This is a genomic window from Ferrovibrio sp. (assembly GCF_025869515.1).
Classification (GTDB): Bacteria; Pseudomonadota; Alphaproteobacteria; order Ferrovibrionales; family Ferrovibrionaceae; genus Ferrovibrio.
Genome location: NZ_JAOZVR010000116.1, coordinates 24,517 through 50,669, shown reverse-complemented (window position 1 = coordinate 50,669; position 26,153 = coordinate 24,517). Strand labels below are relative to the sequence as shown.

Below are 26,153 nucleotides of genomic sequence, written 5' to 3'. Positions count from 1 at the left end.
GGCACTCTGCCTTTCTGTCTTCAGTAAAAGTTCAAACTCGTTTCAGTTCCTGCCCGTCGGCTTGCGCCCACGGTAACGCTCCCACAGGTCCGGCCGGCGCTCGGCGGTGATTTTCTCCGCCATCTCGCGCCGCCAGGCTGCGATCTTCTCGTGGTGGCCGGACAGCAGCACATCGGGCACTGCCAGGCCTTCCCACATCTGCGGCCGGGTATACTGGGGATATTCCAGCAGGCCGTCCGCGAAACTCTCCTCGGTGCCGGACTCTTCGGCACCCATCACCCCGGGCAGCAACCGCACGACTGCATCCAGCAGCGCATATGCGGCGATCTCGCCACCCGACAGAACGAAGTCGCCGAGGCTGACCTCGACAACGGGGCGCGCCTGCAGCAGACGCTCGTCCACCCCCTCGAAGCGACCGCAGAGCAATGTCGCTCCGCCGGCCGCCTTCACCTCATGCACCAGCGCCTGATCCAGGCGCCGGCCACGCGGCGAGAAATAGATCAGCGGCTGCCCGCTGACATTGCCCGTCGCATTGGCCAGCGTCGCATCCAGCGCACTGGCCAGCACATCGGGCCGCATCACCATGCCGGGCCCGCCGCCAAACGGCGTGTCGTCGACGGTGCGGTGTCTGTCGCGCGCGAAGTCGCGAATATCCACCACCGTCATCGACCATCGCCCCTCATCGAGGGCGCGACCGGCCAGGCTCTGTCCCAGCGGACCGGGGAACATCGCGGGATACAGCGTCAGTATCCGCGCATTCCACGGCGGGGCCGGGACCGTACTCAACTCACCCTCCGGCCCGCTCGGCGGCCAGCTCTGCAGCGCGCGCCTTGCGGTCCTCCTCGGTCTCCGGATCGCCCAGCCAGAAGGCCGGTTCCACCGTGACCGTGCCGGCGGCGAGGTCCACATCGGGCACCGCGTCGTCGGTAAAGGGCACCATCGCCGAACGGCCGCCCCCCGAACCGTCCGTGGCGGTTTTCACCTCCAGCATGTCGCCGGCGCCGTAGTTGTGCACCGCGGTCACGCGGCCCAGAACCCGGCCCGACATCATCGCCGTCAGGCCCACCAGGTCGGCGAAGTAGAACTCGCCATCGCCGGCCTGGGGCAGGGCGGCGCGCTGGACATACAGCTCGGTGCCCTTCATCGCCTCGGCCGCATTGCGGTCCTCGACGCCCCTGATACGCGCAATCACCACATCGCCTTTCGACAGGCGCAGCACCTTCAGCGGATACGTCTTCGTCGCCTGGGCATCCTGCAGGGGACCGTAATCCCCGAGCGCTTCCGGCTCTGCGGTGAAGGTTTTCACCTTCACCTCGCCGCGGATGCCCTGCGCGCCGATCACGACGCCCAGAAGAAGAGTGCCACTCATGTCTTACGAAGCGGCAGCTTCTTCAGCCGGCTTGGCAGCAGCGGCCTTGGCGGCTTCCTCAGCAGCCTTGATACGCTCCTGGGCCTTCGCCTTCGGCTTGCCCTTCTCCGGGTTGGCGCCGTGTTCCCACTTCATCAGGCCGGCCTTGGAGAAGAAACGGGCGCAGCGGTCGGACGGGGTGGCGCCCTGGCTCAGCCAGTACTTCACGCGCTCGACGTCGAGCTGCACGCGCTCGCGGTCCTTCGGCAGCATCGGATCATACGAACCGATCTTCTCGATGAAACGGCCATCGCGCGGGCTGCGCGAGTCGGCCACCACGATACGGTAGTAGGGACGCTTCTTGGCGCCGCCGCGGGTCATGCGGATCTTAACGGACATGGTCTTCCTTTCTTCGAACTGTGAAACTCTGAATACTTAAATATGCGAAACTATCAGTGCAGCCCGGGCTTAATGCAACTTTGGCATGCCGGGCATCCCCGGCAGCATGGCGCCCATGCTGCGCATGAAACCTTTCTGCCCCAGCTTCGACATGCGCTTCATCATGTCGGCCATCTGCAGATGCTGCTTCAGCAGCTTGTTGACGTCCTGCACCGAAGTGCCCGATCCCGCCGCGATGCGCTTCTTGCGCGAGGCATGGATCACCTTGGGATTCTTGCGTTCGTCCAGCGTCATCGAGCCGATGATGGCTTCCTGGCGCTTCAGCACGCTTTCATCGACATTGGCGGCGGCCATCTGCTGTTTCACCTTGCCCACGCCGGGCAGCAGGTTCATCACGCCCGACATGCCGCCCATCTTGCGCAGCTGCTTGAGCTGCGAGGCCATGTCGTTGAGGTCGAACATGCCTTTCTGCACGCGGGCAGCCAGCCGTTCGGCCTCTTCCTTCTCGATCGTCTCGGCGGCTTTTTCCACCAGCGACACGATGTCGCCCATGCCGAGGATGCGCTGCGCGATACGCTGCGGATGGAACGGCTCGATCGCATCGACCTTTTCGCCGACGCCGATCAGCTTGATCGGCTTGCCGGTGACGGCGCGCATGCTCAGCGCCGCACCGCCGCGGCCATCGCCGTCGACGCGGGTCAGCACGATACCGGTGACGCCGACGCGCTCGTTGAAGCTTTTGGCGACATTCACCGCGTCCTGGCCGGTCAGCGAGTCGGCCACCAGCAGCGTCTCATGCGGCTGCACGGCGTCGCGCACCGCGGCCACTTCCAGCATCAGGGTTTCGTCAATGTGAAGCCGGCCGGCGGTATCCAGCATCAGCACGTCGTAACCGCCGAGCTTGGCGGCCTGCAGCGCGCGCCTGGCGATATCCACCGGCATCTGGCCGGCGACCACCGGCAGCACCGGGATATTGTTCTGCTCGCCGAGAATCTTCAGCTGTTCCTGCGCCGCCGGGCGATAGACGTCGAGCGACGCCATCAGCACCTTCTTGCGCTCCTTATTCATCAGGCGCAGTGCGATCTTCGCCGTCGATGTCGTTTTACCCGAACCCTGCAGACCGACCATCAGCACCGGTACCGGCGGCACGGCATTCAGATTGATGCCGGAGTCATCTTCTGCGCCGGCCTCACCGCCGAGCATCTCGACGAGATGGTCATGGACGATCTTGATGACCATCTGGCCCGGCGTGACCGAGCGCAGCACGTCCTGGCCCACGGCCTTGGATTTCACGCCGTCGATGAAGGCCTTGACGACGGGCAGGGCCACGTCGGCTTCCAGCAGGGCGACGCGCACCTCGCGCAGGGCTTCCGAGACATCGGATTCCGACAGAGCGCCGCGCTTGCGCAGCCGCTCGAAAACCTCACCCAGTTTGCCGCTCAGAGATTCGAACATGTCGACCCTGAAAATTCCTCAAACGGCCCAAAACGAAACGACGGGCCAAAACAAGTTAACGCCCGTGCGCGACACTCGCGGACGGACGGCGGTCCTCGGACCGGATTGCTTCCAAAGCTTCAGAAAGCGGGCGGAATAAAGCCTTTCGGGGGCGGGAAGTCAAGGCGGGAGGGCCGGGAGGTCCTCCCGCTGCAGCTCCCGGACTTGATCCGGGGGCCTCGTGCCGAACGGAGAAAGATGCCCGGGTCAAGCCCGGGCATGACGAATTGTTTTAAAGATCAATATGTTGAGGTGATTTTGTCCAACCGTCATCCCCGGCCTTGTGCCGGGGATCCATGAACCTCTGCCGGAGACGCGGAGGGCTGGGATGGACCCTCGGGACGAGCCCGAGGGTGATGACTTTTTGGTGGTTATTACAATTATTTCAATCACTTAATTCAAAAACCGCCGAATCGTCTCGACCAGCTTGCGGGGATCGATCGGCTTGACCAGCACCTCGTTCATGCCGCTGGAAAGGCATTCGCGGCGCACCTCCACCCCGTCGGCGGCGGTGATGGCGATGATCGGCACTTTCATCCCGCGTGGCCCGCAGGCCATGCGGATTTCCTGGGTCGCCTTGATGCCGTTCAGTCCCGGCATGCGGATATCCATCAGGATGGCGGCGATATCGGGAAATTCGATGAACAGGTTGATGGCATCGCGGCCGTCCCTGGCGAAGACTGGTTCGTAGCCCAGCGCGGTCAGCAGCTTTTCGAACACGGCGCGCCCGGCAGTGGCATCGTCGGCGACCAGAATTTTATGGGGCATGCCGCTCAGTGGATCGAATCGCTGGGTACTTCGGCGCGGATGAAGCCGACCGGCCTGAGCCAGTCCGTGTCGTTGAGTCTGGCGCTGCTGATCCAGGTGCTGGCGGTGGCGATGCGTGAGCTGCCTTCCATCTTCACCGGCAGCCAGGCATCGAAACCCGGCGGCCGGACCAGCCAGATATAGGTCGGCTGCTCGTCCTTCTCGCTCCATTCGGCCAGAAATTTGCGGCTATAGCCGGCCACCGGCTCCAGCTTCACCATGCATTTGAAGGCCGGGCCGTCATAGGCCGTGCGGTTATGCGGTTTCACCGTATCGGGGCCGAGTGGCGAGAAATGCATGTTGTAACGGCGCCGTCCGTCATAGATGGCATCGCTGCCCTGGCAGGGCGGCTGCGGCCCGCCGCGCAGCACGCGCGACACCATCGCCGTGGTGGGATCCAGCGTGTTGCGTTTCAGCAGGTCGGGCACTTCTTCGCGGTCATCCTCGTCATTGGGCGGGAAGACTTCGGCGATCGGCAGGCCATTGGCATCCCAGCTCATGCGGGTGAGCCGTTTCGACCAGGTGCCGTCGCTGTCGGTGGTGTAGCGCACCGGCAGCAACTGGCCATCCTGCCCGATCCGTGCGGCCGACAGGCCGGTCATGGTCATGCGCATCGCCCAGTCGAGCATGCCGGCAGTGCGCATCGCCACTTCGACCCGCAGGTCATCGGCATCGCGGCGCATGGTCAGCTGGACTTCCAGCCCCTTGCTGCCGAGCGCATAGAGGCCGAAGCCGAGTTCGGCCTGCTGCAGCGGCGCACCGGCGCCCGGCTGTGCGAGCGCGGCAGGCACGGACAACAGCAATGGTATGGCCAGGAAGGCAACCAGCTTGCTCATGGATATGATTTTAGGCCGTTGCGGCGGTTTTTCGAGGTGAATTTTTACGGCGGAAATATACGCCAATTGCGCAGTAAGCGGAGTGCCGGCCGTGTTCAGGCGTCGGTTGTACTGAGCTCGCGGGCGACAGCCAGGCGCAGGCCGCGCAGCAGGTCTTCGCCGGCCCGGCCCATATCCGGCCGGGTTTCGGCCCGGCGCAGGGCATACAGCGCGTCGATCAGCAGGCCGATCAGATCGAGATGGCGGGCTTCGGCCGGCAGGGCGCGCCGCAGCGACTGGCTCAACAGCTGGATGCCGGCGGCCATCTGTGGCCAGCGATTGGCATCGGCCGCTTCGCTCAGCGCATCGCAATCCTGCTGCGCGTCACTGAGAAACAGCAGGGCGGAAACAGCATCCTCGCGCGCCTTGGTGAACCGGCCGCGCATCAGGTCGATGCGGGCGGCGATGGCGGCCGGATCATAGGCCGCCGGCGGGGCGGTGGGCGTGGCGCCGTCGGGCTGCTGCGGGGCCTCGGCGTCTGCCTTCGCTGTGGAACGGGCCATGCGCGACAGGTCGGCACGGGCCTGTTCCAGCCGCGCCGCCGCACGGCTGCGCTCCGCTTGCGGTTGCGCTGGCAGCCGGAACGGGTCGGTCGGGGTCAGGTGGTCGGGCCGATTCGCCATGGGTGATACCGGAATACGAATCCCGGGGAGTCGCTGTCAATCGCAGACTACCCGATTCGCTCTTTTTCGTGATTGGAGTGCACTTAATAGTTGCAATTCGATGGCATCGCCGCCCGCCCTTTGCTAGCGTCGGATCGATAATAGGGGGCACGCCTGAAACAGGACGCAGCGACATCCGTGTCGACAGACTCCGTGCAGGGGGATTCTCGGCGGGGAGAGTCCGCGTGGGGCGGCCTCGCCCGCATGGTGGATGCCTTCGTGCCCCCGGCCGTGCTGCGCGAGGGCGATGCGCGCAAGCTGCACCGCTATCGCAGCATCATACAGCTCAGCCTGTCGGTCTGCATCGCGCTGCTGCTGATCCCGCCCTACCTGCTGATCCGCTCGGGGCTGAATGGCTGGGAAGTCGCCGGCTTCATCTCGATGATCGGCGGGCCGCTGCTCGGCGCCCTGCTGATCCGCATGACCGGCAATATAGCGCTTGCCATCGGCTTCATGGCGCTGAATGGCGGCGTGGGCAACACCATCCTCACGCTCGGCACCGGCGGTCTGGCCTCGTCTTTCGCGCTGTTCAGCGTGCTTGGCCTTGCCCTCACCATGCTGACCAGCAATCCCGGTGTGATCGCCTGGGTCGCGGCGATGGCGACGCTGAATTTCGGCGTGCTGCTGGTCTGCCACCTGTTCGATCTCGTGCCGGTTTTCGACGTGCCGCGGCAGGAGCAGATTCTGCTGCATTTCCTCTGCCTGATCTTCGCCGTGCTGCTGATGACCCGCTCGGCGATTGCAGCCCTTGCGGCCCGCACCAAGGCCAAGCGGGCGCTGCAGGATGCCAGGCTGCAGGCCGAAGCCGCCACCAGGGCGAAGTCGGAATTCCTGGCGATGATGAGCCACGAAATCCGCACGCCGATGAACGGCGTGCTCGGCCTTACCCGCCTGCTGCTGAAAACGCCGCTCGATGCCGAACAGCGCAGCCTGGCCGGCACGGCTCTGCAGTCGGGCGAAAGCCTGCTGGCGATCCTCAACGACATCCTCGATTTCTCGAAACTGGAATCGGGCCGCGTCGATCTCGAAGACATCGATTTCGATCTGCATGCGCAGATCGAGGCGGCGATCTCCCTGCTCGGGCCGCGCGCCGTCGAGAAGGGCATCGCGTTGCGCCAGCAGATCGATGCCGGCCTGCCGCGCTATCTGCGCGGCGATCCCAACCGCCTGCGTCAGGTGCTGCTCAATCTGCTGTCCAATGCCATCAAGTTCACCGAGGCTGGATATGTCGAGATCGCCGTGCTGCCGGATGTGCAAACCGCGACCGACGGGCGCACGGCGCTGCGTTTCGAAATCCGCGATACCGGCATCGGCATCGCGCCGGAGCAGCGCGACCGGCTGTTCGCGCAATTCGCGCAGGCCGATTCCTCGATCACGCGCCGCTTCGGCGGCACCGGACTGGGCCTCGCCATCTGCCGCGCGCTGGTGCTGGCGATGGGTGGCCGCATCGGTGTCGACAGCCTGCCGGGCGAGGGCAGTGTCTTCTGGGTCCGGCTGGAACTGCCCGCCGGCGAACCGCCGGCCGAGCGCCCCGTGGTCGCCGCGCTGGCGCCGCTGCCGCGCCTGCGTATCCTGATCGCCGAAGACAATCCGGTGAACCAGAAAGTCATCAGCGGCCTGCTGGCGCCCGGCGGACATGCCATCACCATGGTGGAAACCGGGCGCGCCGCGCTGGATGCCGTGACGGCGCAGGATTTCGATCTGCTGCTCACCGATGTGCATATGCCCGAAATGGACGGCCTCGCCGCCACGCGGGCGATCCGGGCGCTGCCGGGTGGGCGCAGCGCCCTGCCGATCATCGCCGTCACCTCCAGCATGAGCGTGACCGGCGTGCGCAACTGCCTGGATGCCGGCATGAACGATTTCGTCGGCAAGCCGGTGCATCCCGATGCGCTCGACCTGGCGATCCGCCGTGCCATCGGCCTGCTGGCCGATGAGGCGGCTGCGCCGGCACCCGGCGGGGATGAGGAGGCCGCGGCCGGTCCCGATTGCGATCCGCAGGCCCTGCAGGCACTGGCCGATGGTGTCGGCCTGCAGGGCCTGGCCGAGCTGATCGACCTGTTCTTCGTGATGATGCCCGAGCAGCAGGCCGAGCTGAAACGGGCGCAGGCCGCCGGGGACGAAGCGCGTCTGGCGACCCTGGCGCACAGCCTGCGCGGCCCGGCCGGCAGCCTGGGGCTGCAGCGCCTGCAGCAGACGGCACGGCGCACCGAAATTGCCGCCCGCAGCGGCGATATAGACGCGCTGGAGCCGTTGCTGGCCGAACTGGAGGCCGGTCTGCGCATGGGCGGCGAGTGGCTCGCCAGCCAGCGCGCCGATCTCGGACAGTATGCCGCCAGCGCGGCGATCCCTGTCGCAGGACCGCCGCGATGACCGATTTCAAGGATCTCTGGGTGATGCTGGTGGAAGACGATTCCTATTCCCAGCGCCTGACCCAGATGATGCTCAAGCAGTTCGGCGTCGACCGGCTCGATCTTGCCAGGGATGGTGCCGATGCCATCGAACAGTTCACGGAAAAACGCGGCCATTACGACCTGATCGTGTCGGACTGGAACATGCCCAATATCAGCGGCCTCGACCTGCTCAAACATGTGCGGGTCAGCGGCGTGAAAACCCGTTTCCTCATGCTGACCAGCAATGCCAGCAGGGAATTCGTGCTGACCGCGCGCCAGCACCAGGTCGATGCCTATATCGCCAAGCCCTTCTCGGCGGCGCAGCTGCACCAGAAGATCGCCGCCCTGTTCAACATCAGGGCCTTCTAGAGCGCTGCCTGTGGCATCGGCGCCAAGGCTTCGCTAAGGTCGCGGCATGTCCGCGCGCCGCCGCACCGATCCCGTCCAGCTTGCCGAGCAGCTGCTCAGCCACGACCGCCGCGCGCTCGCCCGCGCCATCACGCTGGTCGAATCGCGCCACGAGCAGGACCGCGCCGCCGCCGATACGCTGCTGCAGACAATCCTGCCCAGCACGGGCAAGGCGATCCGCATCGGCATCTCCGGCACGCCGGGCGTCGGCAAATCCAGTTTCATCGAACGCTTCGGCCTGTTCCTCACCGGGCAGGGGAAAAAGGTGGCGGTGCTCGCCATCGACCCGTCCTCCACGCTGTCGGGTGGCTCGATCCTCGGCGACAAGACCCGCATGGAGCAGCTCGGCCGCGATCCGAACGCCTTCATCCGGCCATCGCCCTCGGGCGGTTCGCTCGGCGGCGTGGCGCGGCGCACCCGCGAGGCCATGCTGCTGGCCGAAGCCGCCGGTTTCGATGTCGTGCTGGTGGAAACCGTCGGCGTCGGCCAGTCGGAGACCACCGTGGCCGAGATGGTGGATATCTTCCTGCTGCTGCTGGCGCCGGGTGGCGGCGACGATCTGCAGGGCATCAAGCGCGGCATCATGGAGTTGGCCGATCTGGTGGTGATCAACAAGGCCGATGGCGACCTGCTGCCCAAGGCGCGGCTGGCAGCGGCCGATTACCGCATGGCGCTGCATCTGATGCGGCCGCGCCACACCGAATGGCAGCCGCAGGTGCAGATGGTCTCGGCGCTGCTGAACGAGGGCATCGACACGGTCTGGGCCACCATCCAGGAGTTTCGCGGCAAACTGGAGCAGACCGGCACTTTCCAGGCCCAGCGCCGCCACCAGGCCGAGGGCTGGCTGCTGCGCGAATTACAGGACGGCCTGCTCGACTGGCTGCGCCACGATCCCGCCATTGCCGGCGAGCTGCCCAGACTTCAGAAAGCGGTTGGCGCCGGCAAGACCACGCCGGCGGCGGCGGCGCGCAAAATCCTCTCCATGCTGGGAAAATAGAAAATGACATGGCCGACCGCTGCCGGACGTTTCGATCTCGGCGATCTGAAGACCCAGTCGGGCGAGACCATCAGGGGCGCCTTCCTCAGCTGGAAGACGCATGGCACGCTGAATCCGGCGCGTGACAATGCGGTGCTCTATCCCACCAGCTATTCGGCGCAGCATCCCGATCTGGAATGGCTGATCGGACCGGACGGCGTGCTCGATCCGCAGCAGTGGTTCATCGTCATCCCCGACATGTTCGGCAACGGTCTGTCCTCCAGTCCGTCCAACACGCCGGACTATCCGTATCTTGTTACAGCCCATGACAACGTGCAGGCGCAGCGCCGCTTGCTGCAGCAGCAGTTCGGCATCGAGCGGCTGCATGCCGTCTACGGCTGGTCGATGGGTGCGCAGCAGGCCTATCACTGGGCCGCCGATTTCCCCGCCGCCGTCGCCAGAATCGTCGTCAATTGCGGCAGCGCGCGCACGGCGGTGCATAACAGGATCTTTCTCGCCAGCCTGATGGCCACGCTGGAAGCGGCCCCCGAGCATACCGGCAACGGGCGGTTCTCGGCGCCGCCGAAAGCCGCGATCCGCGCGTTTGGCCGGATTTACGCGAGCTGGGCGCTCAGCCAGGATTTCTATCGCGCCAACCTGCATGTCACCGCGCTGAAGGCGCCAGATCTGGAAACCTACTACCGCACCGACTGGGAAGAGCGTTACGCGCGCCGCAATGCCGCCGATCTCTATGCGCAGCTGCGCAGCTGGGATGCCGGCGATATCAGCAGCCTGCTCTATGGCGGCGATCTGGCAAAGGCGCTTGGCGCCATCAAAGCCAAAGTGCTGCTGATGCCGGGCGCGACGGATCTGTATTTCCGCGTCGCCGACAACGAGGCTGAACTGCCGCTGCTGCAATCGGCCGAGCTTAAGCCCATCCCCAGCATCTGGGGCCACCGCGCCGGCAATCCGGCGATGAACCCGCCGGATGCGGAGTTCATCAAGGCGAATGTGCGGCGCTGGCTGGCGAGTTAGCCTTCCATCTTCGGCGCGGTATTCACCTTCACCGGGTCGATCAGGTCTTCGCCGGCTTTCAGCTTGCGCGGCAAGACGCTGTCATCGAGCGGCAGCATTTCGCCGAGCCACAGCGCATGGATCAGGTGGTCGTCATAGGGGCTGTCGGTATTGGGGTGCACCAGCACGGCGAGACCCTGCCGGTTGAGCATCAGCCAGGGCACCAGCTTCGGGAACACCGCCACGTCGAAGGCGATCTGGTACATCGGCCGGCTGTGCGGTCCCACCAGTTTGTCATGCCAGCGCCCGAGCTGGACCGGAAACCGCTCGCCGATCCGCTCGCGAATCCAGGCGGCGATCTCGCGCTGCGCCGGCCCGTCGAAATAGACATGGGCGTGATAGCTGGCGATCCCGGCCAATGACCGCGCTTGGGGCCGCGGATCGCTCATTTTTCCGCCAGCCACCGCTTCGCGATCTGGTGCGCCAGGCTGAGCGGCGGCGGCATCCATGGCGGCTCGTCGGGATTGGTCTCGGTGGTCGGCAGGCGGGCCTTGCCGCGCTCCAGCATGGCGGCGGCTTCCGTGCGGCTGAACCAGCGTGCGTCTTCCAGTTCGTCGTGATCCACCGTGATGCCGGGGTCCAGCGCCTCGGCGATGCAGCCGATCATCAGCGAGGAGGGGAAGGGCCATGGCTGCGAGATCAGGTAGCGCACCGCGCCGGTGATCACGCCGGATTCCTCCATGATCTCGCGGCGCACGGCTTCCTCGATGCTTTCGCCCGGCTCCATGAAGCCGGCCAGCGCCGAATACATGCCCGGCGGCATGCGCGATTGCCGGCCGAGCAGCAGCATATCCTCGCCGGTTTTCTCGTCGCGCCGCACCGCCAGCATGATCACCACCGGATCGGTGCGCGGGAAATGCTGGGCCTTGCAGACCTCGTTGCTGCAGCGGCGCACATAGCCGGCCTCGGCCGGTTCGGTGGCGCTGCCGCACTGGGCGCAGAAGCGGTGGCGCTGGTGCCAGTCGATCAGGCTGCGCGCCTGGGCCAGGATCGCGGCCTCTTCCGGGATCAGCTGGGCGGCGATCGAGCGCACATCGATGAATTTGTCGGTCTCGCCATGCAGGGCGGCGATGCCGGCATCCTCCGGCGCGGCATCGCCATCCAGCGCGAAATGCGGGATGTCGTCCTCGTCGATGCCGAGGAAAATGCAGGGCAGGGTGGCATGGCCGTCGGCCCAGGCGGTATCGAGCCAGCGGATCGCGGCCGGTTTCTGTGCGATATCCACCAGCGCCTTCAACTCGCGCAGCACCAGGAAACGGGCATCCGTGCGGCTGCGCTGGGCGGCCAGCCAGTCCGGCTTGCGACGCGGATTGCCGGCGCGGTCGAGATGCGAACCGGTGAAACCCACCGGGCGCTCGCGCCGGGTGGCGGCGTCCTGGGGCGGAGTCGGACTGTCAGGGCTAAGCATGTCGAAACGCTGGCATATCCCGCCCGCCCCGTCCATCGCCGCGGACGGCGAAAAATCACCCCCGTGCCGGCGCCTGCAGGACCCTCGAATCGCCACCGAATCGCTCCGGAATCGACGGGCCTGCCCATTGAAAAGCCGATCCCGATGCTTGATATAAGGCCCCGGGAGGTTGGTGGCGGACGAGCGCCTCGCCAACCCGGTCAGGTCCGGAAGGAAGCAGCCGTAACGAGTTTCCGCCCGGGTCGTTGCCAGCCTCCCACCTTTGCCCCCGAACGCTTTAATTTTCGGTCCGCGCACGGCATGGTAAGCACATGAATCAGCCGGCGCCCTATCGCGTTCTTGCACGCAAATATCGCCCCAGCAACTTCGCCGAGATGATCGGCCAGGATGCGCTGGTCCGCACCCTCACCAATGCCATCGCCACCGGCCGTATCGCCCAGGCCTTCATCCTCACCGGCGTGCGTGGCGTGGGCAAGACCACCACGGCCCGCATCATCGCCCGGGCGCTGAACTGCACCGGCGCGGATGGCAAGGGCGGCCCGACGATTTCGCCCTGCGGCGTCTGCGACAACTGTAAAGCGATTGCAGAAGACCGGCATCCCGATGTCTTCGAGATGGACGCCGCCTCGCGCACCGGCATCGGCGATATCCGCGAGATCATCGAAGCCGTGCGCTACGCGCCTTCGATGGCGCGCTACAAGATTTACATCATCGACGAAGTGCACATGCTCTCCACGGCCGCCTTCAACGGCCTGCTCAAGACGCTGGAAGAGCCGCCGCCGCATGTGAAATTCGTCTTCGCCACCACCGAAATCCGCAAGGTGCCGGTCACGGTGCTGTCGCGCTGCCAGCGTTTCGATCTCAAACGCGTCGAGATCGCCGTGCTGAACGCGCATTTCAAACGCATCGCCGAAGCCGAACAGGCGCAGATCGACGACGACGCACTGACGCTGATTTCGCGTGCCGCCGAAGGCTCGGTGCGCGACGGCCTGTCGCTGCTCGACCAGGCGATTGCCCATGGCGCCGGAAGCGTGACTGCCGAACTGGTGCGCGATATGCTGGGCCTGGCCGATCGCGGCCAGGTTTTCGCGCTGCTGGATCAATTGCTGCACGGCCAGCTGCCCGAGGCGCTGGACAATCTGCAGGCGCAGTATCGCGTCGGCGCCGATCCCGCCGTGGTGCTGCAGGACCTGCTCGAACTGACCCACTGGCTGACGCGCGTGAAGGTGATCGGCGGCACGCCCGACGATGTCACGCTGCCGGAAAGCCAGCGTGCCCGCGGCAAGGACCTGGCGGCCAAGCTCGGCATGCCGGTGCTGGCGCGCAGCTGGCAGATGCTGCTCAAGGGCCTGCAGGAAGTACGCGCCGCCCCGGTGCCGCTGGCAGCGGCCGAGATGGTGCTGGTGCGTTTCGCCTATGCTGCCGACCTGCCGAGCCCGGCCGATCTGGCGAAGGAATGGAAAGACAAGGGCGGCCCCGGTGTGCCGGCGCCGTCGTCGCGCCCGCCAGGAGCTAATGGCGGCGGCGGTGGGAATGGCGGCGGGGCGAGTGCTGGCCTCGCGGTCTCGGCCCAGCCGCGCGCCATGACCAGCCCGGCGCCGCAACCCGGCGAAACAGTGGCCCTGGCTGCGATGCCGGCGAATTTCTCCGCCGTGGTCGCATTAGCCAAGGAGATGCGCGAAGGCGCGCTGGCCGGCGAACTGGTCAACGACGTGCATCTGGTCAGCTTCGAACCCGGCCGCATCGAGCTGCGGCTCGACCAGGGCGCGCATCACGATCTGCCCGGCCGCCTGATCGAAAAGCTGAAGGCCTGGACCAGCCAGCGCTGGGTGGTGAGCTTGAGCAAGCTGCCGGGCGAGCCGACGCTGGCCGAGCAGGAGCAGGCGGAAGACAGCAAGCGCCGGGCGCATGCCCAGGCGCATCCGCTGGTGCAGGCGGTGCTGACCGCCTTCCCCGGCGCGGTGCTGGAAGACGTGCGCGAACTGGTGCCGCAGGTGATCGAGGCCGATCCGGCCGCCGATGAGGCTGCGGAAGGCTACGTCACCGACGATGTCGACCCGCTCGACGAACTCGACTGAGCGTTTGAGGAGTCCGCCATGAAGAATCTGGGCAATATGCTGAAGCAGGCGCAGCAGATGCAGCAGCGCATGCAGGAAATGCAGGCCGAGCTGGAGGCGCGCGAGGTGCAGGGTGCCGCCGGCGGCGGCATGGTGACGGTGACCCTGAACGGCAAGAGCGAACTGAAAGCCATCAGGATCGATCCGGCGCTGATGAAGGAAGACGAGCGCGAGGTGCTGGAAGACCTGATCAAGGCCGCCCATGCCGATGCCAAGACCCGTGTCGAGCGCGAGATGGCCGAGCAGATGCAGAAGCTGACGGCCGGCATGCCGCTGCCGCCGGGCATGAAGCTGCCGTTCTGAGTTTTCAGTCATGGCTGGACCGGAGATCGAACGGCTGATCCAGCTGCTGGCCCGCCTGCCCGGCCTCGGGCCGCGTTCGGCGCGTCGCGCCGTGCTGCATCTGCTCAAAAAGAAAGACACCCTGCTGGTGCCGCTGGCCGCCACGCTGAAAGAGGTGGGCGAGAGCGTGCATGCCTGCTCCACCTGCGGCAATCTCGACAGTCGCGATCCCTGTGCCATCTGCACCGATCCGCGCCGCGACGAGGCCCTGCTCTGTGTGGTCGAAAGCGTTGCCGATCTCTGGGCGCTGGAGCGCGCCAGCGTGTTTCGCGGTCGCTACCATGTTCTTGGCGGCACGCTTTCCGCTCTGGATGGCGTCGGCCCGGCCGATCTCAATGTCGACGGCCTGATCGGCCGCGTACAGGCGGGCCGCGTCAAGGAAGTGATTATCGCCACCAATGCCACGGTGGAGGGCCAGACCACGGCGCATTACATCACCGACCGTCTTGCATCGCAGAATGTGCAGATCAGCCGGCTGGCGCATGGCGTGCCGGTCGGCGGCGAACTCGACTATCTCGATGACGGCACCCTGGGCGCCGCGCTGAAGGCGCGTCGCCCGTTATAGCCCAAGGCCGGGCGCTGCACTGCAGGCATGCCGGCCATTCTGCCTGGTCCCAAAGTATCGTGTTGTTGGCGCGGCAGCTGCGGTAGGCTGTCATGATGATTCGCAAGTTTGCGATGGTCTTGCTGGTTGTGCTGAGTCTGCCGCTGCCGGCTGGCGCGGTGGATCTGCGCCTCGTCTATATCGACCAGGATGCCAGCCCCTATCTGGCCGGGTCCGGCACCGCGGTGCCCGGCCGGCCCGGTATTGCCGTCGAACTGGTGCAGCGCGCCGTCAGCCGCCTGGGCGGCACCCTGCACCTGACCCGGCTGCCGGCGCGGCGCATGGTGGAAGAGGTCAAGGCTGGCCGGCAGGACGGCATCCTCGGTTTCCGCCATTCCGAGGAACGCGCCCGCGACCTGGTCTTTCCGATGCGCAACGGCCAGCCGGATCTCACGCGCTATGCCGCGCGGCTGGCGCATTCGCTGTATCGCCGGCGTGGCGACGGCATCACCTGGGATGGCCGGCAGGTCGGCGGTCTGAGGGCGCCGGTGGCGGTCAGCAGCACGCAGCTGGTGTCGGACGCGCTGCTGGCCCAGGGCGTGGAAATCATCCGCATCGAAAGCAGCGGCCAGATGTTCGCCATGCTGGCGCTCGGCCGCGTCGATGCCGTGGTGATTATCGATGCGCTGGGTGACCGGCAGATGCGCGAACAGGGCAACGGGCAGATCGAGAAACTGGCGCCGCCGGTGCTGGTCGAGGATTTCCACGTGCCGGTATCGCGGCACTTCTATGGCGCCAACCGCGACTTCACCGAGCGATTGTGGCAGTCCATAGGCAGCCTGCGCGATGCCACCTATGCCGAGCTGACTCCGGTCTACCTGGCTAACCCCTGAAGCCATCCTTGCGTTTGCGCGTCTCGGCGAACACGGCGACATCGTCGGCTGTCGCCATGCCGAGCGTGTCGCGCAGGTTGGCGCTCATCGGACGCAGGAAGGGATTGGTTGCCTTTTCCTCGCCCAGTGTCGAGGGCACCGTGGGCCTGCCGGCGGCGCGCAGCGCCCTGATCGCATCGTAGCGCTGCTGCAAAAGCGCGTTGCCCGGCTCGACGGTGACGGCGAAGCGGGCATTCGACTCGGTATATTCATGGGCGCAGTAGACCCGCGTGTCGTCGGGCAGGCCGCGCAGCTTCGACAGGCTGGCCCACATCTGCGCCGGCGTGCCCTCGAACAGCCGGCCGCAACCGAGCGCGAACAGCGTGTCGCCGCAGAACAAAGCCTTGCTGTCGGCGAACCAGTAGGCGATATGGCCGCGGGTATGGCCCGGCACGTCGAAGACGCGCGCGGTTTCATGGCCCAGGTTGATGCCCTCGTTGTCGCCCACGGCGATATCCAGCCCGGGGATGCGCTCGGCATCGGCCTCCGGCCCGATGATCCTGCAGCCGGTGGCCTCCTTCAGCGCCAGATTGCCGCCGACATGGTCGGGGTGGTGATGCGTGTTGAGGATATGCGTGAGCGTCCAGTTGCGCTGTTTCAGTTCGGCCAGCACCGGCTCATGCACGGCGGGATCGACCACGCCGACGGCATCCGACTGCGGCTCGCGCACCAGATAGACATAATTGTCGCTGAGGACCGGAATCTGCACGATCTCGAGGGGCATGGCACTCTCTGTTCAGGGACGCGGAAAGCGCTAATATAGCGCGATGCTGCGGCCCGACATCATCGATCTGCGCGAATTCTACGCCAACCCGCTGGGGCGGGCGGTGCGTCGCCTGCTGCGGCCGCGCCTGCGCACCTTCTGGCCCAACGTCCAGGGCATGACGGTGCTGGGCCTGGGCTATGCCACGCCATATTTGCGGATTTTCGAGGGCGAGGCGGAGCGGGTGATCGCCGCCATGCCGGGGCCGCAGGGCGTGGTGCGCTGGCCGCGCGGCCTGCCTGGCCGGGTCATGCTGGTGGACGAAGACGACTTGCCGCTGCCCGATGCCAGCGTGGATCGCCTGCTGCTGCTGCATGCGCTGGAGAATTCCGAGAATGTCCGTGCGCTCCTGCGCGAGGTCTGGCGCGTGCTCACCCCGCAGGGCCGGCTGCTCGCCGTGGTGCCGAACCGGCGCGGGCTGTGGGCGCATATCGAGGCGACGCCCTTCGGACAGGGGCATCCCTATACGCCGCCGCAGCTCACCCGGCTGATGCGCGATTCGCTGTTCTCGCCCACCGCATCGCAGGCCGCCCTCTGGCTGCCGCCGTCGGACCGCGCCTTTGTCATCAAGGCGGTGAATGCCTGGGAAAAGGCCGGCGAAATGCTCTGGAACCGGTTTTCCGGCGTGCTGCTGGTCGAGGCCGAGAAGCAGGTCTATGCCGGCATGCCGGTCAAGGCCGTAAAGGGCAGGCAGAAGCAGTTCGTGTTCCGGCCGGCCGGCTCGCCGGTCAATGCGCATCGGTCGGCTGGAGAAAGCGCGGAAACGGATCAGCCGCCGCATCGGCGCAGCAGGTAAGCCGCGCACCGCCTAGCGGCGGCGCAATATATAGACGGCCTGGGCGCCGAACCAGTTGGCCGGCGCATTCCCCAGCCGTCGGCCCTGGCCGTCGACGGCGATGCGCTGCTCCACCACGAAACCGTCGCGCGTGCACAACTCGTCGAAATCCTTGATCGTGCAGAGATGAATATTCTGCGTCTCGTACCACGGATCGTCCAGCGCGGCCGTCATCGGCATGCGGCCGCCGAGCAGCAGCTGCAGGCGCACCCGCCAGTAGGCGAAGTTTGGAAACGACACGATGGCGCGCCGTCCGATGCGCAGCATCTCGTGCAGCACCTTGCGCGGGTTGCGCGTGGCCTGCAGCGTCAGGCTCAGTACCACATAGTCGAAGGCGGCATCGGGGTAATCGGGCAGGTCGCTGTCGGCATCGCCCTGGATCACACTCAGGCCCCGCGCCACGCAGGCATTCACGCCGCTCTGGCGGATTTCGATGCCGCGGCCATCGACCTGCTTTTCGCTCGCCAGATATTCCAGCAGGCTGCCGTCGCCGCAGCCGACATCGAGCAGCCGGCTGCCCGGCGTCACCATCTCGGCGATCATCAGCAGGTCGCGGCGGATATCCTTGTGTCCGGCCGCAGCCGGTGTGCGTGCTTCACTCATGCTCGCGCCCCATTCAGGCCATGCTGCTCGGCGCAGCCATCGATAAAGCCCTTCAGGGTGCTGAACATCTCGGGTTCATCCAGCAGGAAAGCGTCGTGGCCCTTGTCGGTCTCGATCTCGACGAAGCTGACATTGGCGGCAGCCGCGTTCAGCGCGCGCACCACTTCCTTGTTCTCGCTGGTCGGGAACAGCCAGTCGGAGGTGAAGGACACCACGCAGAACTTGGTTTTCGTCCCCTTGAACACATTGGCTAGATTGCCGCCGGCCTGTGCGGCGAGATCGAAATAATCCATCGCGCGGGTGATGTAGAGGTAGGAATTGGCATCGAACCGGTCCACGAAGGTCGAGCCCTGGTGCAGCAGGTAGCTCTCGACCTGGAATTCGGTTTCGAAACCGTAGGTGATGCGTTCGCGGTTCTGCAGGTTGCGGCCGAATTTGCGATGTAATGCGGCTTCCGACAGATAGGTGATATGGGCGGCCATGCGGGCCACGGCCAGGCCGGCGCGCGGCGTGGTTTCTTGCGCGAAATAGTCGCCCTTGTGCCAGTCCGGATCGGCATAGATCGCCTGGCGGCCGACTTCATGGAAGGCGATGTTCTGCGCCGAATGCTTGGCGGCGCAGGCAATCGGAATCGCCGCGAAGACACGGTCGGGATAGCTGGCCGCCCATTGCAGCACCTGCATGCCGCCCATCGAGCCGCCGATCACGCAGAACAGCTGGTGGATGCCCAGATGGTCCAGCAGCATGGCCTGGGCATTCACCATGTCGCGAATGGTGATGACCGGGAATTTCAGGCCATAGGGGGTGCCGGTCGCCGGATCGGCTTCCTTGGGGCCGGACGAGCCCATGCAGCCGCCCAGCACATTGGTGCAGATCACGAAAAACCGGTCGGTATCGATCACCTTGCCGGGGCCGACCATGGTCACCCACCAGCCCGGCTTGCCGGTGATCGGGTTCATGTTGGCGACATGCTGGTCGCCGGTCAGCGCATGGCAGATCAGCACGGCATTCGACCGGTCGGCATTCAGCCGGCCGTAGGTGGTATAGGCGACCTGGTAGGGGCCGAGATCGAGGCCGCAATCGAGCTTCAGCGGCAGGGTCTCGCCCAGCGCCACGCGGTGGCCGGGTCCAATGGGATCGAGGCTATGCAACGGGGGTAGAGCGGCACTCATGGCAGGCAGCCGGTAATATCCTACAGGGCTTGGAGCGGAGAATTCCGCCCGGATTCAGGCAGGCGGAACCCGGCCGGGACCCTGTCCGGCGCGAGGCCCCCGTGCTTACGGACCCCTGCCCCCCCTGTCAACGGCTGAATTGCCCCGCCGATTGTCCCCGCGATCACGGCTGCGGGAGCCCTCGGCCTTGCGGGCCGGACCGGCTGACCCTATGACTATGCAGCCTTTTTTTGATCCAGCGTCCCCATGAGCGACCATATTCCGAGCCTGGCCGATCTTCGGCGCGACATCGACGTGCTGGACGACCAGATCCTGGATCTGCTGCGTCGCCGGTCCGATGCCGTGCTGCGCGTGGCCGATGCCAAGGACCGCGAGGCGCTGGCAAGCAGTTTCCTGCGGCCCGGCCGCGAGGCCCAGATCCTGCGTCGCCTGGCCGGCCGCACGCGCGGCAGCCTGCCGATCGTGGCCCTCATTCGTATCTGGCGCGAACTGATCTCGTCGCTCTATCGCTACCAGGCCCAGGTCAGGGTGGCGGTGCATGCGCCGAACAAGTCGGCAGCACGCTGGGACCTGGCCCGCGATTTCTACGGTTCGACCACGCCGTTGCAGCTTTGCACCACGGCCAGCGCCGTGTTCCGCGCCCTGTCGCAGCCGGCCACGCTCGGCATCATGGCGATGCCCGAAGAAGGCGAAAAGGAATGCTGGTGGCCGTTGCTGGCCAGCCGCTCGCCCGATACGCCCCGCATCGTTGGCCGCCTGCCTTTCGTGCCCAATCCACGCGGCCGCTTCGCCGAACTGGGTGCCTATGTGATCGCCAACATGCCGCCTGAGGATTCGGGTGAGGACAATACCCTGATCGTGCTGCAGATGAGCGAGGCCTCGCCCAGCATGGCGCGGCTGTCCAGCCTGCTGGGCCAGGTCGGGCTGGCCGGGCAGGCGGTGGCGCAGTATCGTCGCAACGACGAAGGCGCTCGCGTGCTGCTCGAACTGCCCGGCTTCGTCGCCGAGGGCGATCCCCGGCTCGCTGCCCTGGTGGCGGCCGATGCCACGCAGATTCTCGATGCCGTGGTAATCGGCGCCTATGCCGTGCCGCTGCCGCCAGAGACTGATTAAACGCCGGAAACTGAGTAGACGCCAGAAACTGAGTAAACGACTGAGAGCGAAAAGACTGAAGGAGTGCCTGCCGTGACCGCGCCGAAGCCGCAACCCGGAATCCTCGATATCGCCCCCTACAAGGGTGGCGAAGCAGCCGTGCCGGGCGTCGCCAGGGTGCATAAGCTCTCCTCCAACGAGACGCCGATGGGTCCGAGCCCGAAGGCGATGGCGGTGTTCCAGAAACTGGCCACCGAACTGCATCGCTATCCCGATGGCGGCGTGGAAACGCTGCGCGAGGCGCTGGCGGCGCAATACGGCATCCCGGTCGACAACATCGTCTGTTCGAACGGCTCCGACGAGATGATCTCGCTGATCTGCGCGGCCTATGTAGGGGCGGGCGACGAGGTGGTCTATTCGCAATACGGCTTCATGATGTATCCGATCGCCACGATGGCGCGCGGCGCGACGCCGGTGGTGGCGAAGGAAAAGAACTTCACCGCCGATGTCGATGCGCTGCTGGCGGCGGTGACGCCGAAGACCAGGGTGGTGTTCCTCACCAATCCCAACAATCCGACCGGCACTTATATTTCGGCATCCGAACTGCGCCGCCTACGCGAAGGCCTGCCGGCCGGCGTGCTGCTGGTGGTGGATGCGGCCTATGCCGAATATGTCAGCCGCAACGACTATTCCAACGGCATGGAGCTGGTTGCCGAACGCGACGACACCATGGTGCTGCGCACGTTTTCCAAGATCTATGGTCTGGCCGCCCTGCGGCTCGGCTGGGCTTACGCACCGGCCAATGTGGTGGCGGTACTCAATCGCGTGCGCGGACCGTTCAACGTCAATGCGGCGGCCCAGGCTGCCGGTGCGGCGGCGCTGCAGGATACCGCATGGCTCGACAAGAGCCGCGCCCATAACGATGCCGAACTGGCGCGCGTGAGTGCCGCGCTCAGGGGCATCGGCATCGAGGTAGTGCCCAGCGTGGCGAATTTTCTGCTGATGCACTTCCCCGGCGGTGCCGAACAGGTCAAAGGCGCCGACGCGGCGCTGCGCCGGAAGGGCCTGATCCTGCGTGGCATGGGCGGCTACGGCCTGCCGGACTGCCTGCGCCTGTCCATTGGCACGGTGGAAGAGGACGATATGGTGATTGCCGCGCTCACGGCCTTCATGAAAGGCTGATCCGGCTCATGGCGCCACCGCTCTTCGACAGGATCGCCATCATCGGCATCGGCCTGATCGGCTCGTCGATTGCCCGCGCCGTGCGCGAGCATGGGCTGACCCGGCATATCGCAGTTGCCGATGCCGCCGAGCCGCATCGCGCCGAGGCGGTGGCGCTGAAACTGGGCGACAGTGTGCATGGCGATGCCGCCGAGGCGGCGAAAGACGCCGATCTGGTCATGCTCTGCGTGCCGCTTGGCGCCAATGCGGCGGTGGCCCGGCATATCGCGCCGGCCCTGAAGACCGGTGCCATCGTTTCTGATGTCGGATCGTGCAAGCAGGCGGTGATCCGCGATGTGGCGCCGCATCTGCCGGCCGGTGTGCATCTGGTGCCGGGGCATCCGGTCGCCGGCACCGAACATTCCGGCCCGAAGGCGGGCTTTGCCGCATTGTTCCAGAACCGCTGGTGCATCCTGACGCCGGAAGCCGGCACGGATGCGGCGGCCGTGGAAAAGATGAAAACCCTCTGGGGCGCGTTCGGCAGCAAGGTCGAGCTGATGGAGCCGCGGCATCACGACCTGGTGCTGGCGATCACCAGCCATGTGCCGCATCTGATCGCCTATAATATCGTCGGCACGGCGGATGATCTGGAAGCCGTCACCGAATCGGAAGTGATCAAATATTCGGCCGGCGGCTTCCGCGATTTCACTCGCATCGCGGCCTCCGATCCCACCATGTGGCGCGACGTCTTCCTCAACAACAGGGAAGCCGTGCTGGAAATGCTCGGCCGTTTCACCGAAGACCTGATCGCGCTGCAGCGCTCGATCCGCTGGGGCGAAGGCGAGCAGCTGTTCAACCTGTTCACCCGCACGCGGGCGATCCGCCGCGCCATCATTGATGCCGGCCAGGAAACTGCCGCGCCTGATTTCGGCCGCAGCGCTGCCGCGGCTAGTGACCCGGCAAAACCGAAGGCAGGCTGAACAGCGGCACCGGCCCGAGGGACAGCATGCCGTCCTGTGCGGTCAGAGATCCTTCCTGATAGGCCATGCCCTTCTCCGTGCGGAGGACGGGCTGGGGCGCCATGAGGCTCTTTGCGGCTGCGCCCTGCTGAAGACTCATGGTGCCGGCCGCCACCAGGATATCGGCGGCGGTTTCGATGCCGCCGAGCTTGCCGCTCATGGCACCGATCGGGCGGAACTGCCGGTCGAGGGCGAGCGAGCCGCTGCCATCGATATAAAATTCACCCCAGGTCAGCGTCATGATGCTGAGATCGACAACGCCGCCGGACTCGCGCCACGAGGTCAGCATTTCCTCAGGCGTGCGGCCGAACAGGCTGCCGCGCGCATTGCCCACCAGGCGCAGCCCCTGCACCTGATGGCCCAGCGGGCTGTCGATGGCAACTGGCAGCATGATCCCGTCAAGCTGCACCGCAAGGTCGGCACTGGGGGGCACATTGCCGGTGCGCCGGCTGTGCAGCAGCAGCTTTTCGGCGGACCAGATAGTGGCCGCGGCTCCGGCCGGCGCATCGCTCAGCTGCGGCTTGGTCAGGTCGGCGGCCGCGCGTAGCCAGTTGCCGGCGCCATCGGCAACCAGGCTGGCACGGAAGCGCTGGCTCGTCAGCGTCATCTGCCGGTCCCCGCCATCCGCGCGCCAGCCGATGGTCAGCCGGCCGGGCAGATCGAAAATGGCGTGATGCAGATCCCAGAGCTGCAGATGGGCGGTGATCTCCTCCGCCTCCAGGTGCCAGCCCAGCGGATTCGGCGTGTCGGCCCAGCTTGCTTTTGTGAGTGTCATCGACAGGCGGTAGGGAAATCCCCAGAGCCGCTGGTTTTCATAAGTCACCGTGCGGCCCTGGCGGCGCTGGCCCTCGATCCAGGCATTGGCCCGCAATGCCACCTGGTCGGCGAGATGCGACCACAGGACGTAATAGCCGAGCAGGCCGCCGACAATCAGACCGATCAGAACCAGATAGCGCATGGCCACCGTATAGCAGTCTCCGTCCTGCTTGTCAGGGGCCGGCCTGTCGCGGCACCGCCGGCGCGAGGGGCTTGTCCGGGTGCTTGGCTTGCCATAGCTGATCATCCGGTCGATAGTGCTGAAAATCGTCTTCCCGCCCGCCGATGTCCTCACCCGCCATGTCCGAATCCGCTGCGCGTCCCCCTTCCGTCCCGAGCAGTTGGCAGAGCAACTGGGCGATAGCCGCCATGCCGGGCGTCTTCGTGCTGTTGTGGTCGACCGGCTTCATCGGCGCCAAGTTCGGCCTGCCCTATGCCGAACCGATGACCTTCCTGGTGTTGCGCTTCGCCATCGTCACCGTGCTGCTCTGCATCTTCGCCGGCCTGAGCGGCGCGCCCTGGCCGCGCGACTGGAAAACCGCCGGCCATATCGCCCTCGCGGGCCTGCTGCTGCAGGCCGTCTATCTCGGCGGTGTCTTTGCTTCGATCTATCACGGGGTGCCGGCCGGCATTTCAGCCCTGATCGTCGGGATCCAGCCGCTGCTGGTCGCCGCCGCCGCCGGTCCGGTGCTGGGCGAGACGGTGACGAAGCGCCAGTGGCTCGGCCTGGTGCTCGGCCTCGGCGGCGTCATCCTGGTGGTCTGGACCAAACTGGATATCGGTATCGGCACGCTCTGGGGCTATGCGCTGTCGGTGATCGCGCTGGTCGGCATCACGGTCGGCACCCTGTACCAGAAGCGCTACTGCCCCGGCATCGACCTGCGCAGCGGCACGGCGATCCAGTTCGCCGCGACCACCGTGGTGCTGGTGCCGTTCGCCCTGCTGTTCGAGACCCGGCAGGTGCAGTGGACCGGCGAATTCCTCTTCGCGCTCGGCTGGCTCTGTATCGTGCTGTCGCTCGGCGCCATCACGCTGCTGTTCATCCTCATCAGGCGCGGCGCGGCGGCGAAAGTCTCCAGCCTGTTCTTCCTGGTGCCGCCCTGCACGGCTCTGGTGGCCTGGCCGCTGTTCGGCGAACAGCTCAGCCTGCTGGCGCTGGCCGGCATGGCAGCCACCATGGCGGGCGTCGCGCTGGTCAATATCGCACCCAAAGCATAATGGCGCGCCGGCATATCCCCTTCGACCATGAAGAGCCGCTGCCCGGCGAGACAGCGCCCGCCTTCCCGCAGATCAGGCCTGAACGCGGGCAACCCTTGTGGGTCTTCGGCTATGGCTCGCTGATGTGGGACCCCGGCTTCCCGTACACCAAAGCCATGTCGGCGCGGCTCTGGGGTTTCCATCGCGGCTTCTGCGTCTGGTCGCACCGCTATCGCGGCACGCCCCAGAAACCCGGTCTGGTGCTCGGTCTGATGCCGGGCGGTTCCTGCACCGGGCGGGCCTTCCGGGTGAAGCGCGGCGATGAAACCGCCGTGATCGACTACCTCTATCGCCGCGAGATGGTCACCGGCGTCTATCGTCCGGGTTTCCACCTGGCGGCGATGGAAAACGGCGAACGCGTCAAGGTGCTGGCCTTCGTCGCCGATCCGCATCACAAGCAGTATGCGGGCTATTTGAGCGAACGCCAGGTGATCGACACGATTGCCAGCTGCTGCGGGGCGCGCGGTCCCAATGCGGTCTATCTGGCCAACACGGTGCGGCATCTGGATGATCTCGGCATCGGCGACGGGCCGCTGCACCGCCTGCTGAAAGCCGTGAAGAAACGCTGCCCCGATATCTGAAGGAGAAATCGCGATGGACATGGTTCGGCTCGGCCAGACCGGCGTGAAGGTCTCGAAACTCTGCCTCGGCTGCATGACCTATGGCGATCCGCAATGGCGCAGTTGGGTGCTGCCCGAGGCCGAGAGCGAGCCGTTCTTCCGCCGCGCGGTGGAGGCCGGCATCAATTTCTTCGACACCGCTGATGTCTATTCCATCGGTGTGAGCGAGGAAATCACCGGCCGCATGCTGAAAAAGTATGCGAAACGCGACGAGATCGTGGTCGCCACCAAGGTGTTCAACCCGATGGGGCCGCATGCGAACCAGCGCGGCCTGTCGCGCAAGCATATCCTGCAGGCGATCGACGACAGCCTGCGCCGGCTTGGCATGGACTATGTCGATCTCTACCAGATCCACCGCTACGACCCGGAAACGCCGATCGAGGAGACTCTGGAGGCGCTGAACGATGTCGTGCGCGCCGGCAAGGCGCGTTATATCGGCGCCTCCTCGATGTTTGCCTGGCAGTTCGCGGATGCCCTGCATCGCCAGCAGGCGAATGGCTGGGCGAAATTCGTCACCATGCAGAATCACTACAACCTGGTCTATCGTGAGGAAGAGCGCGAGATGCTGCCGCTGTGCAAGGCGATGGGCATCGGCGTGATCCCGTGGTCGCCGCTGGCGCGCGGCTTCCTCGCAGGCGGCCGGGTCAAGCAGGGCTGGGGCGAGACCGAGCGCGCCAAGACCGACGACATCGCCCAGCGCATGTATTACCAGCCCGGCGATTTCACCATTGCTGAAAGAGTGTCGTCACTTGCAGAAGCACGCGGTATCAAGCCGGCGCAGATGGCGCTGGCCTGGATTCTCTCAAAGCCGGCAGTGACGGCGCCGATCGTCGGCGCCAGCAAGATGTACCAGCTCGACGACGCGCTGGGTGCGCTGGCGATAACGCTGACGGCCGACGAGATCAAGGCGCTGGAAGAGCCTTACCAGCCGCATCCGGTATTAGGGCATTCATAAGGCGGAAGAGCGTCGTCCTCGGGCTCGGCCCGAGGACCTTTGGCTATGCGGCCTGAGATGGTCGGGTCAAGCCCGACCATG

General features: G+C 65.9%; 29 protein-coding genes and 1 other RNA gene. 16 read left to right on the top strand and 14 right to left on the bottom strand.

All coding sequences use genetic code 11. The features are described from left to right. Window positions 1–42: 42 nt before the first annotated feature. The 7 genes from trmD to OJJ21_RS20840 all read right to left on the bottom strand — a co-directional run bounded on the left by trmD (window position 43) and on the right by OJJ21_RS20840 (window position 5,546). Window positions 43–786 carry a tRNA (guanosine(37)-N1)-methyltransferase TrmD gene (trmD, locus tag OJJ21_RS20870; RefSeq protein ID WP_297689498.1) on the bottom strand — a complete coding sequence of 248 codons (744 nt, stop codon included), beginning with the start codon at window positions 784–786 and terminating at the stop codon, window positions 43–45. 1 nt (window position 787) lies between these two features. Next, on the bottom strand, window positions 788–1,369 hold the full coding sequence (gene rimM, locus OJJ21_RS20865; protein WP_297689496.1) for a ribosome maturation factor RimM: 582 nt from the start codon (window positions 1,367–1,369) through the stop codon (window positions 788–790). 3 nt (window positions 1,370–1,372) lie between these two features. After that, the gene (rpsP, locus tag OJJ21_RS20860) at window positions 1,373–1,747 is read right to left on the bottom strand and encodes a 30S ribosomal protein S16 (RefSeq protein WP_297689494.1); all 375 of its coding nucleotides are present in this window, start codon (window positions 1,745–1,747) and stop codon (window positions 1,373–1,375) included. Window positions 1,748–1,816: 69 nt separating this feature from the next. Next, window positions 1,817–3,202: a signal recognition particle protein gene (ffh, locus tag OJJ21_RS20855; RefSeq protein ID WP_297689492.1), complete on the bottom strand. Its 1,386-nt coding sequence runs from the start codon at window positions 3,200–3,202 to the stop codon at window positions 1,817–1,819. 432 nt (window positions 3,203–3,634) lie between these two features. Beyond that, entirely contained in the window at window positions 3,635–4,009 is a 375-nt protein-coding gene (locus tag OJJ21_RS20850; protein ID WP_297689490.1) for a response regulator, read from the bottom strand. Window positions 4,010–4,014: 5 nt separating this feature from the next. Beyond that, window positions 4,015–4,884, bottom strand: a complete 870-nt coding sequence (locus OJJ21_RS20845) for a DUF3108 domain-containing protein (RefSeq protein WP_297689488.1) — start codon at window positions 4,882–4,884, stop codon at window positions 4,015–4,017. 95 nt (window positions 4,885–4,979) lie between these two features. Beyond that, window positions 4,980–5,546, bottom strand: a complete 567-nt coding sequence (locus OJJ21_RS20840; RefSeq protein WP_297689486.1) for a hypothetical protein — start codon at window positions 5,544–5,546, stop codon at window positions 4,980–4,982. Window positions 5,547–5,738: 192 nt separating this feature from the next. On the opposite strand from OJJ21_RS20840, the gene OJJ21_RS20835 reads away from it, so the two are divergent. Genes OJJ21_RS20835 through OJJ21_RS20820 form a run of 4 tightly spaced genes read left to right on the top strand, consistent with a single transcriptional unit; the run spans window position 5,739 to window position 10,397 of the window. Beyond that, a complete protein-coding gene (locus tag OJJ21_RS20835) occupies window positions 5,739–7,958 on the top strand; it encodes an ATP-binding protein (RefSeq protein ID WP_297689484.1) in 2,220 nt (739 codons plus the stop codon). Continuing rightward, a complete protein-coding gene (locus OJJ21_RS20830; RefSeq protein WP_297689482.1) occupies window positions 7,955–8,347 on the top strand; it encodes a response regulator in 393 nt (130 codons plus the stop codon). Before OJJ21_RS20835 ends, OJJ21_RS20830 begins: the two co-directional genes overlap by 4 nt. A 46-nt stretch (window positions 8,348–8,393) precedes the next feature. Then, window positions 8,394–9,383, top strand: coding sequence for a methylmalonyl Co-A mutase-associated GTPase MeaB (meaB, locus tag OJJ21_RS20825; protein ID WP_297689480.1), 990 nt, complete (start codon window positions 8,394–8,396; stop codon window positions 9,381–9,383). Between the two features lie 3 nt (window positions 9,384–9,386). Further along, window positions 9,387–10,397, top strand: coding sequence for an alpha/beta fold hydrolase (locus OJJ21_RS20820; RefSeq protein ID WP_297689478.1), 1,011 nt, complete (start codon window positions 9,387–9,389; stop codon window positions 10,395–10,397). Here OJJ21_RS20820 and OJJ21_RS20815 read toward each other — a convergent pair. Continuing rightward, window positions 10,394–10,825: a DOPA 4,5-dioxygenase family protein gene (locus OJJ21_RS20815; protein WP_297689476.1), complete on the bottom strand. Its 432-nt coding sequence runs from the start codon at window positions 10,823–10,825 to the stop codon at window positions 10,394–10,396. The two genes, OJJ21_RS20820 and OJJ21_RS20815, sit on opposite strands and share 4 nt — an antisense overlap. Then, window positions 10,822–11,844, bottom strand: coding sequence for an NAD(+) diphosphatase (gene nudC / locus OJJ21_RS20810; RefSeq protein ID WP_297689474.1), 1,023 nt, complete (start codon window positions 11,842–11,844; stop codon window positions 10,822–10,824). The genes OJJ21_RS20815 and nudC overlap by 4 nt, the downstream gene beginning before the upstream one ends. A 164-nt stretch (window positions 11,845–12,008) precedes the next feature. On the opposite strand from nudC, the gene ffs reads away from it, so the two are divergent. The 5 genes from ffs (at window position 12,009) to OJJ21_RS20785 (ending at window position 15,740) form a co-directional block, all read left to right on the top strand. Continuing rightward, window positions 12,009–12,104, top strand: an RNA gene (gene ffs / locus OJJ21_RS20805) — signal recognition particle sRNA small type. Window positions 12,105–12,155: 51 nt separating this feature from the next. Continuing rightward, a complete protein-coding gene (locus OJJ21_RS20800; RefSeq protein ID WP_297689472.1) occupies window positions 12,156–13,922 on the top strand; it encodes a DNA polymerase III subunit gamma/tau in 1,767 nt (588 codons plus the stop codon). An 18-nt stretch (window positions 13,923–13,940) separates the two neighbouring features. Next, entirely contained in the window at window positions 13,941–14,264 is a 324-nt protein-coding gene (locus tag OJJ21_RS20795) for a YbaB/EbfC family nucleoid-associated protein (RefSeq protein ID WP_297689470.1), read from the top strand. A gap of 10 nt (window positions 14,265–14,274) precedes the next feature. After that, the gene (recR, locus tag OJJ21_RS20790; protein ID WP_297689468.1) at window positions 14,275–14,868 is read left to right on the top strand and encodes a recombination mediator RecR; all 594 of its coding nucleotides are present in this window, start codon (window positions 14,275–14,277) and stop codon (window positions 14,866–14,868) included. A gap of 92 nt (window positions 14,869–14,960) precedes the next feature. Further along, on the top strand, window positions 14,961–15,740 hold the full coding sequence (locus OJJ21_RS20785; RefSeq protein ID WP_297689466.1) for a transporter substrate-binding domain-containing protein: 780 nt from the start codon (window positions 14,961–14,963) through the stop codon (window positions 15,738–15,740). Here the strand turns inward: OJJ21_RS20785 and gloB are convergent. After that, a complete protein-coding gene (gene gloB, locus OJJ21_RS20780; protein ID WP_297689464.1) occupies window positions 15,730–16,503 on the bottom strand; it encodes a hydroxyacylglutathione hydrolase in 774 nt (257 codons plus the stop codon). The genes OJJ21_RS20785 and gloB overlap by 11 nt on opposite strands. A 43-nt stretch (window positions 16,504–16,546) precedes the next feature. On the opposite strand from gloB, the gene OJJ21_RS20775 reads away from it, so the two are divergent. Continuing rightward, window positions 16,547–17,338 carry a methyltransferase domain-containing protein gene (locus OJJ21_RS20775; RefSeq protein ID WP_297689463.1) on the top strand — a complete coding sequence of 264 codons (792 nt, stop codon included), beginning with the start codon at window positions 16,547–16,549 and terminating at the stop codon, window positions 17,336–17,338. Window positions 17,339–17,350: 12 nt separating this feature from the next. On the opposite strand, the gene metW is transcribed toward OJJ21_RS20775, so the two are convergent. Both metW and OJJ21_RS20765 read right to left on the bottom strand, forming a co-directional pair. After that, complete coding sequence (metW, locus tag OJJ21_RS20770) at window positions 17,351–17,980, bottom strand: methionine biosynthesis protein MetW (protein ID WP_297689461.1); 630 nt, start codon at window positions 17,978–17,980, stop codon at window positions 17,351–17,353. Then, the gene (locus tag OJJ21_RS20765) at window positions 17,977–19,152 is read right to left on the bottom strand and encodes a homoserine O-acetyltransferase (RefSeq protein ID WP_297689459.1); all 1,176 of its coding nucleotides are present in this window, start codon (window positions 19,150–19,152) and stop codon (window positions 17,977–17,979) included. The genes metW and OJJ21_RS20765 overlap by 4 nt, the downstream gene beginning before the upstream one ends. A gap of 246 nt (window positions 19,153–19,398) precedes the next feature. Between OJJ21_RS20765 and OJJ21_RS20760 the strand changes: the two genes are divergently transcribed. The 3 genes from OJJ21_RS20760 to OJJ21_RS20750 all read left to right on the top strand — a co-directional run bounded on the left by OJJ21_RS20760 (window position 19,399) and on the right by OJJ21_RS20750 (window position 22,385). Then, a complete protein-coding gene (locus OJJ21_RS20760; RefSeq protein ID WP_297689457.1) occupies window positions 19,399–20,265 on the top strand; it encodes a chorismate mutase in 867 nt (288 codons plus the stop codon). Window positions 20,266–20,337: 72 nt separating this feature from the next. After that, on the top strand, window positions 20,338–21,426 hold the full coding sequence (gene hisC / locus OJJ21_RS20755; protein ID WP_297689455.1) for a histidinol-phosphate transaminase: 1,089 nt from the start codon (window positions 20,338–20,340) through the stop codon (window positions 21,424–21,426). Window positions 21,427–21,434: 8 nt separating this feature from the next. Next, a complete protein-coding gene (locus tag OJJ21_RS20750; protein WP_297689453.1) occupies window positions 21,435–22,385 on the top strand; it encodes a prephenate/arogenate dehydrogenase family protein in 951 nt (316 codons plus the stop codon). Here the strand turns inward: OJJ21_RS20750 and OJJ21_RS20745 are convergent. After that, a complete protein-coding gene (locus OJJ21_RS20745) occupies window positions 22,354–23,382 on the bottom strand; it encodes a DUF2125 domain-containing protein (RefSeq protein ID WP_297689638.1) in 1,029 nt (342 codons plus the stop codon). The two genes, OJJ21_RS20750 and OJJ21_RS20745, sit on opposite strands and share 32 nt — an antisense overlap. A 31-nt stretch (window positions 23,383–23,413) precedes the next feature. After that, window positions 23,414–23,611, bottom strand: a complete 198-nt coding sequence (locus OJJ21_RS20740; RefSeq protein WP_297689451.1) for a hypothetical protein — start codon at window positions 23,609–23,611, stop codon at window positions 23,414–23,416. On the opposite strand from OJJ21_RS20740, the gene OJJ21_RS20735 reads away from it, so the two are divergent. From OJJ21_RS20735 to OJJ21_RS20725, 3 genes are read left to right on the top strand one after another with little or no spacing between them, the layout of a single operon-like run. Beyond that, window positions 23,610–24,458 carry a DMT family transporter gene (locus OJJ21_RS20735; protein ID WP_297689449.1) on the top strand — a complete coding sequence of 283 codons (849 nt, stop codon included), beginning with the start codon at window positions 23,610–23,612 and terminating at the stop codon, window positions 24,456–24,458. The genes OJJ21_RS20740 and OJJ21_RS20735 overlap by 2 nt on opposite strands. After that, a complete protein-coding gene (locus OJJ21_RS20730) occupies window positions 24,458–25,078 on the top strand; it encodes a gamma-glutamylcyclotransferase (protein WP_297689447.1) in 621 nt (206 codons plus the stop codon). The genes OJJ21_RS20735 and OJJ21_RS20730 overlap by 1 nt, the downstream gene beginning before the upstream one ends. Window positions 25,079–25,091: 13 nt before the next feature. Next, window positions 25,092–26,072 carry an aldo/keto reductase gene (locus OJJ21_RS20725; protein WP_297689445.1) on the top strand — a complete coding sequence of 327 codons (981 nt, stop codon included), beginning with the start codon at window positions 25,092–25,094 and terminating at the stop codon, window positions 26,070–26,072. Window positions 26,073–26,153 lie beyond the last annotated feature (81 nt).

What these genes read in the sequence shown, in the direction of transcription:
- OJJ21_RS20775 (WP_297689463.1), top strand. Translation starts at nt 16,547, where the DNA reads ATGCTGCGGCCCGACATCATCGATCTGCGCGAATTCTACGCCAACCCG.
- OJJ21_RS20760 (WP_297689457.1), top strand. Translation starts at nt 19,399, where the DNA reads ATGAGCGACCATATTCCGAGCCTGGCCGATCTTCGGCGCGACATCGAC.
- OJJ21_RS20750 (WP_297689453.1), top strand. Translation starts at nt 21,435, where the DNA reads ATGGCGCCACCGCTCTTCGACAGGATCGCCATCATCGGCATCGGCCTG.
- nudC (WP_297689474.1), bottom strand. Translation starts at nt 11,844, where the DNA reads ATGCTTAGCCCTGACAGTCCGACTCCGCCCCAGGACGCCGCCACCCGG.
- meaB (WP_297689480.1), top strand. Translation starts at nt 8,394, where the DNA reads ATGTCCGCGCGCCGCCGCACCGATCCCGTCCAGCTTGCCGAGCAGCTG.
- rpsP (WP_297689494.1), bottom strand. Translation starts at nt 1,747, where the DNA reads ATGTCCGTTAAGATCCGCATGACCCGCGGCGGCGCCAAGAAGCGTCCC.
- ffh (WP_297689492.1), bottom strand. Translation starts at nt 3,202, where the DNA reads ATGTTCGAATCTCTGAGCGGCAAACTGGGTGAGGTTTTCGAGCGGCTG.
- OJJ21_RS20850 (WP_297689490.1), bottom strand. Translation starts at nt 4,009, where the DNA reads ATGCCCCATAAAATTCTGGTCGCCGACGATGCCACTGCCGGGCGCGCC.
- OJJ21_RS20815 (WP_297689476.1), bottom strand. Translation starts at nt 10,825, where the DNA reads ATGAGCGATCCGCGGCCCCAAGCGCGGTCATTGGCCGGGATCGCCAGC.
- OJJ21_RS20765 (WP_297689459.1), bottom strand. Translation starts at nt 19,152, where the DNA reads ATGAGTGCCGCTCTACCCCCGTTGCATAGCCTCGATCCCATTGGACCC.
- OJJ21_RS20830 (WP_297689482.1), top strand. Translation starts at nt 7,955, where the DNA reads ATGACCGATTTCAAGGATCTCTGGGTGATGCTGGTGGAAGACGATTCC.
- OJJ21_RS20740 (WP_297689451.1), bottom strand. Translation starts at nt 23,611, where the DNA reads ATGGCGGCTATCGCCCAGTTGCTCTGCCAACTGCTCGGGACGGAAGGG.
- OJJ21_RS20845 (WP_297689488.1), bottom strand. Translation starts at nt 4,884, where the DNA reads ATGAGCAAGCTGGTTGCCTTCCTGGCCATACCATTGCTGTTGTCCGTG.
- OJJ21_RS20785 (WP_297689466.1), top strand. Translation starts at nt 14,961, where the DNA reads ATGATGATTCGCAAGTTTGCGATGGTCTTGCTGGTTGTGCTGAGTCTG.
- metW (WP_297689461.1), bottom strand. Translation starts at nt 17,980, where the DNA reads ATGAGTGAAGCACGCACACCGGCTGCGGCCGGACACAAGGATATCCGC.
- OJJ21_RS20745 (WP_297689638.1), bottom strand. Translation starts at nt 23,382, where the DNA reads ATGCGCTATCTGGTTCTGATCGGTCTGATTGTCGGCGGCCTGCTCGGC.
- OJJ21_RS20795 (WP_297689470.1), top strand. Translation starts at nt 13,941, where the DNA reads ATGAAGAATCTGGGCAATATGCTGAAGCAGGCGCAGCAGATGCAGCAG.
- rimM (WP_297689496.1), bottom strand. Translation starts at nt 1,369, where the DNA reads ATGAGTGGCACTCTTCTTCTGGGCGTCGTGATCGGCGCGCAGGGCATC.
- OJJ21_RS20735 (WP_297689449.1), top strand. Translation starts at nt 23,610, where the DNA reads ATGCCGGGCGTCTTCGTGCTGTTGTGGTCGACCGGCTTCATCGGCGCC.
- OJJ21_RS20840 (WP_297689486.1), bottom strand. Translation starts at nt 5,546, where the DNA reads ATGGCGAATCGGCCCGACCACCTGACCCCGACCGACCCGTTCCGGCTG.
- OJJ21_RS20730 (WP_297689447.1), top strand. Translation starts at nt 24,458, where the DNA reads ATGGCGCGCCGGCATATCCCCTTCGACCATGAAGAGCCGCTGCCCGGC.
- OJJ21_RS20800 (WP_297689472.1), top strand. Translation starts at nt 12,156, where the DNA reads ATGAATCAGCCGGCGCCCTATCGCGTTCTTGCACGCAAATATCGCCCC.
- OJJ21_RS20820 (WP_297689478.1), top strand. Translation starts at nt 9,387, where the DNA reads ATGACATGGCCGACCGCTGCCGGACGTTTCGATCTCGGCGATCTGAAG.
- gloB (WP_297689464.1), bottom strand. Translation starts at nt 16,503, where the DNA reads ATGCCCCTCGAGATCGTGCAGATTCCGGTCCTCAGCGACAATTATGTC.
- OJJ21_RS20725 (WP_297689445.1), top strand. Translation starts at nt 25,092, where the DNA reads ATGGACATGGTTCGGCTCGGCCAGACCGGCGTGAAGGTCTCGAAACTC.
- recR (WP_297689468.1), top strand. Translation starts at nt 14,275, where the DNA reads ATGGCTGGACCGGAGATCGAACGGCTGATCCAGCTGCTGGCCCGCCTG.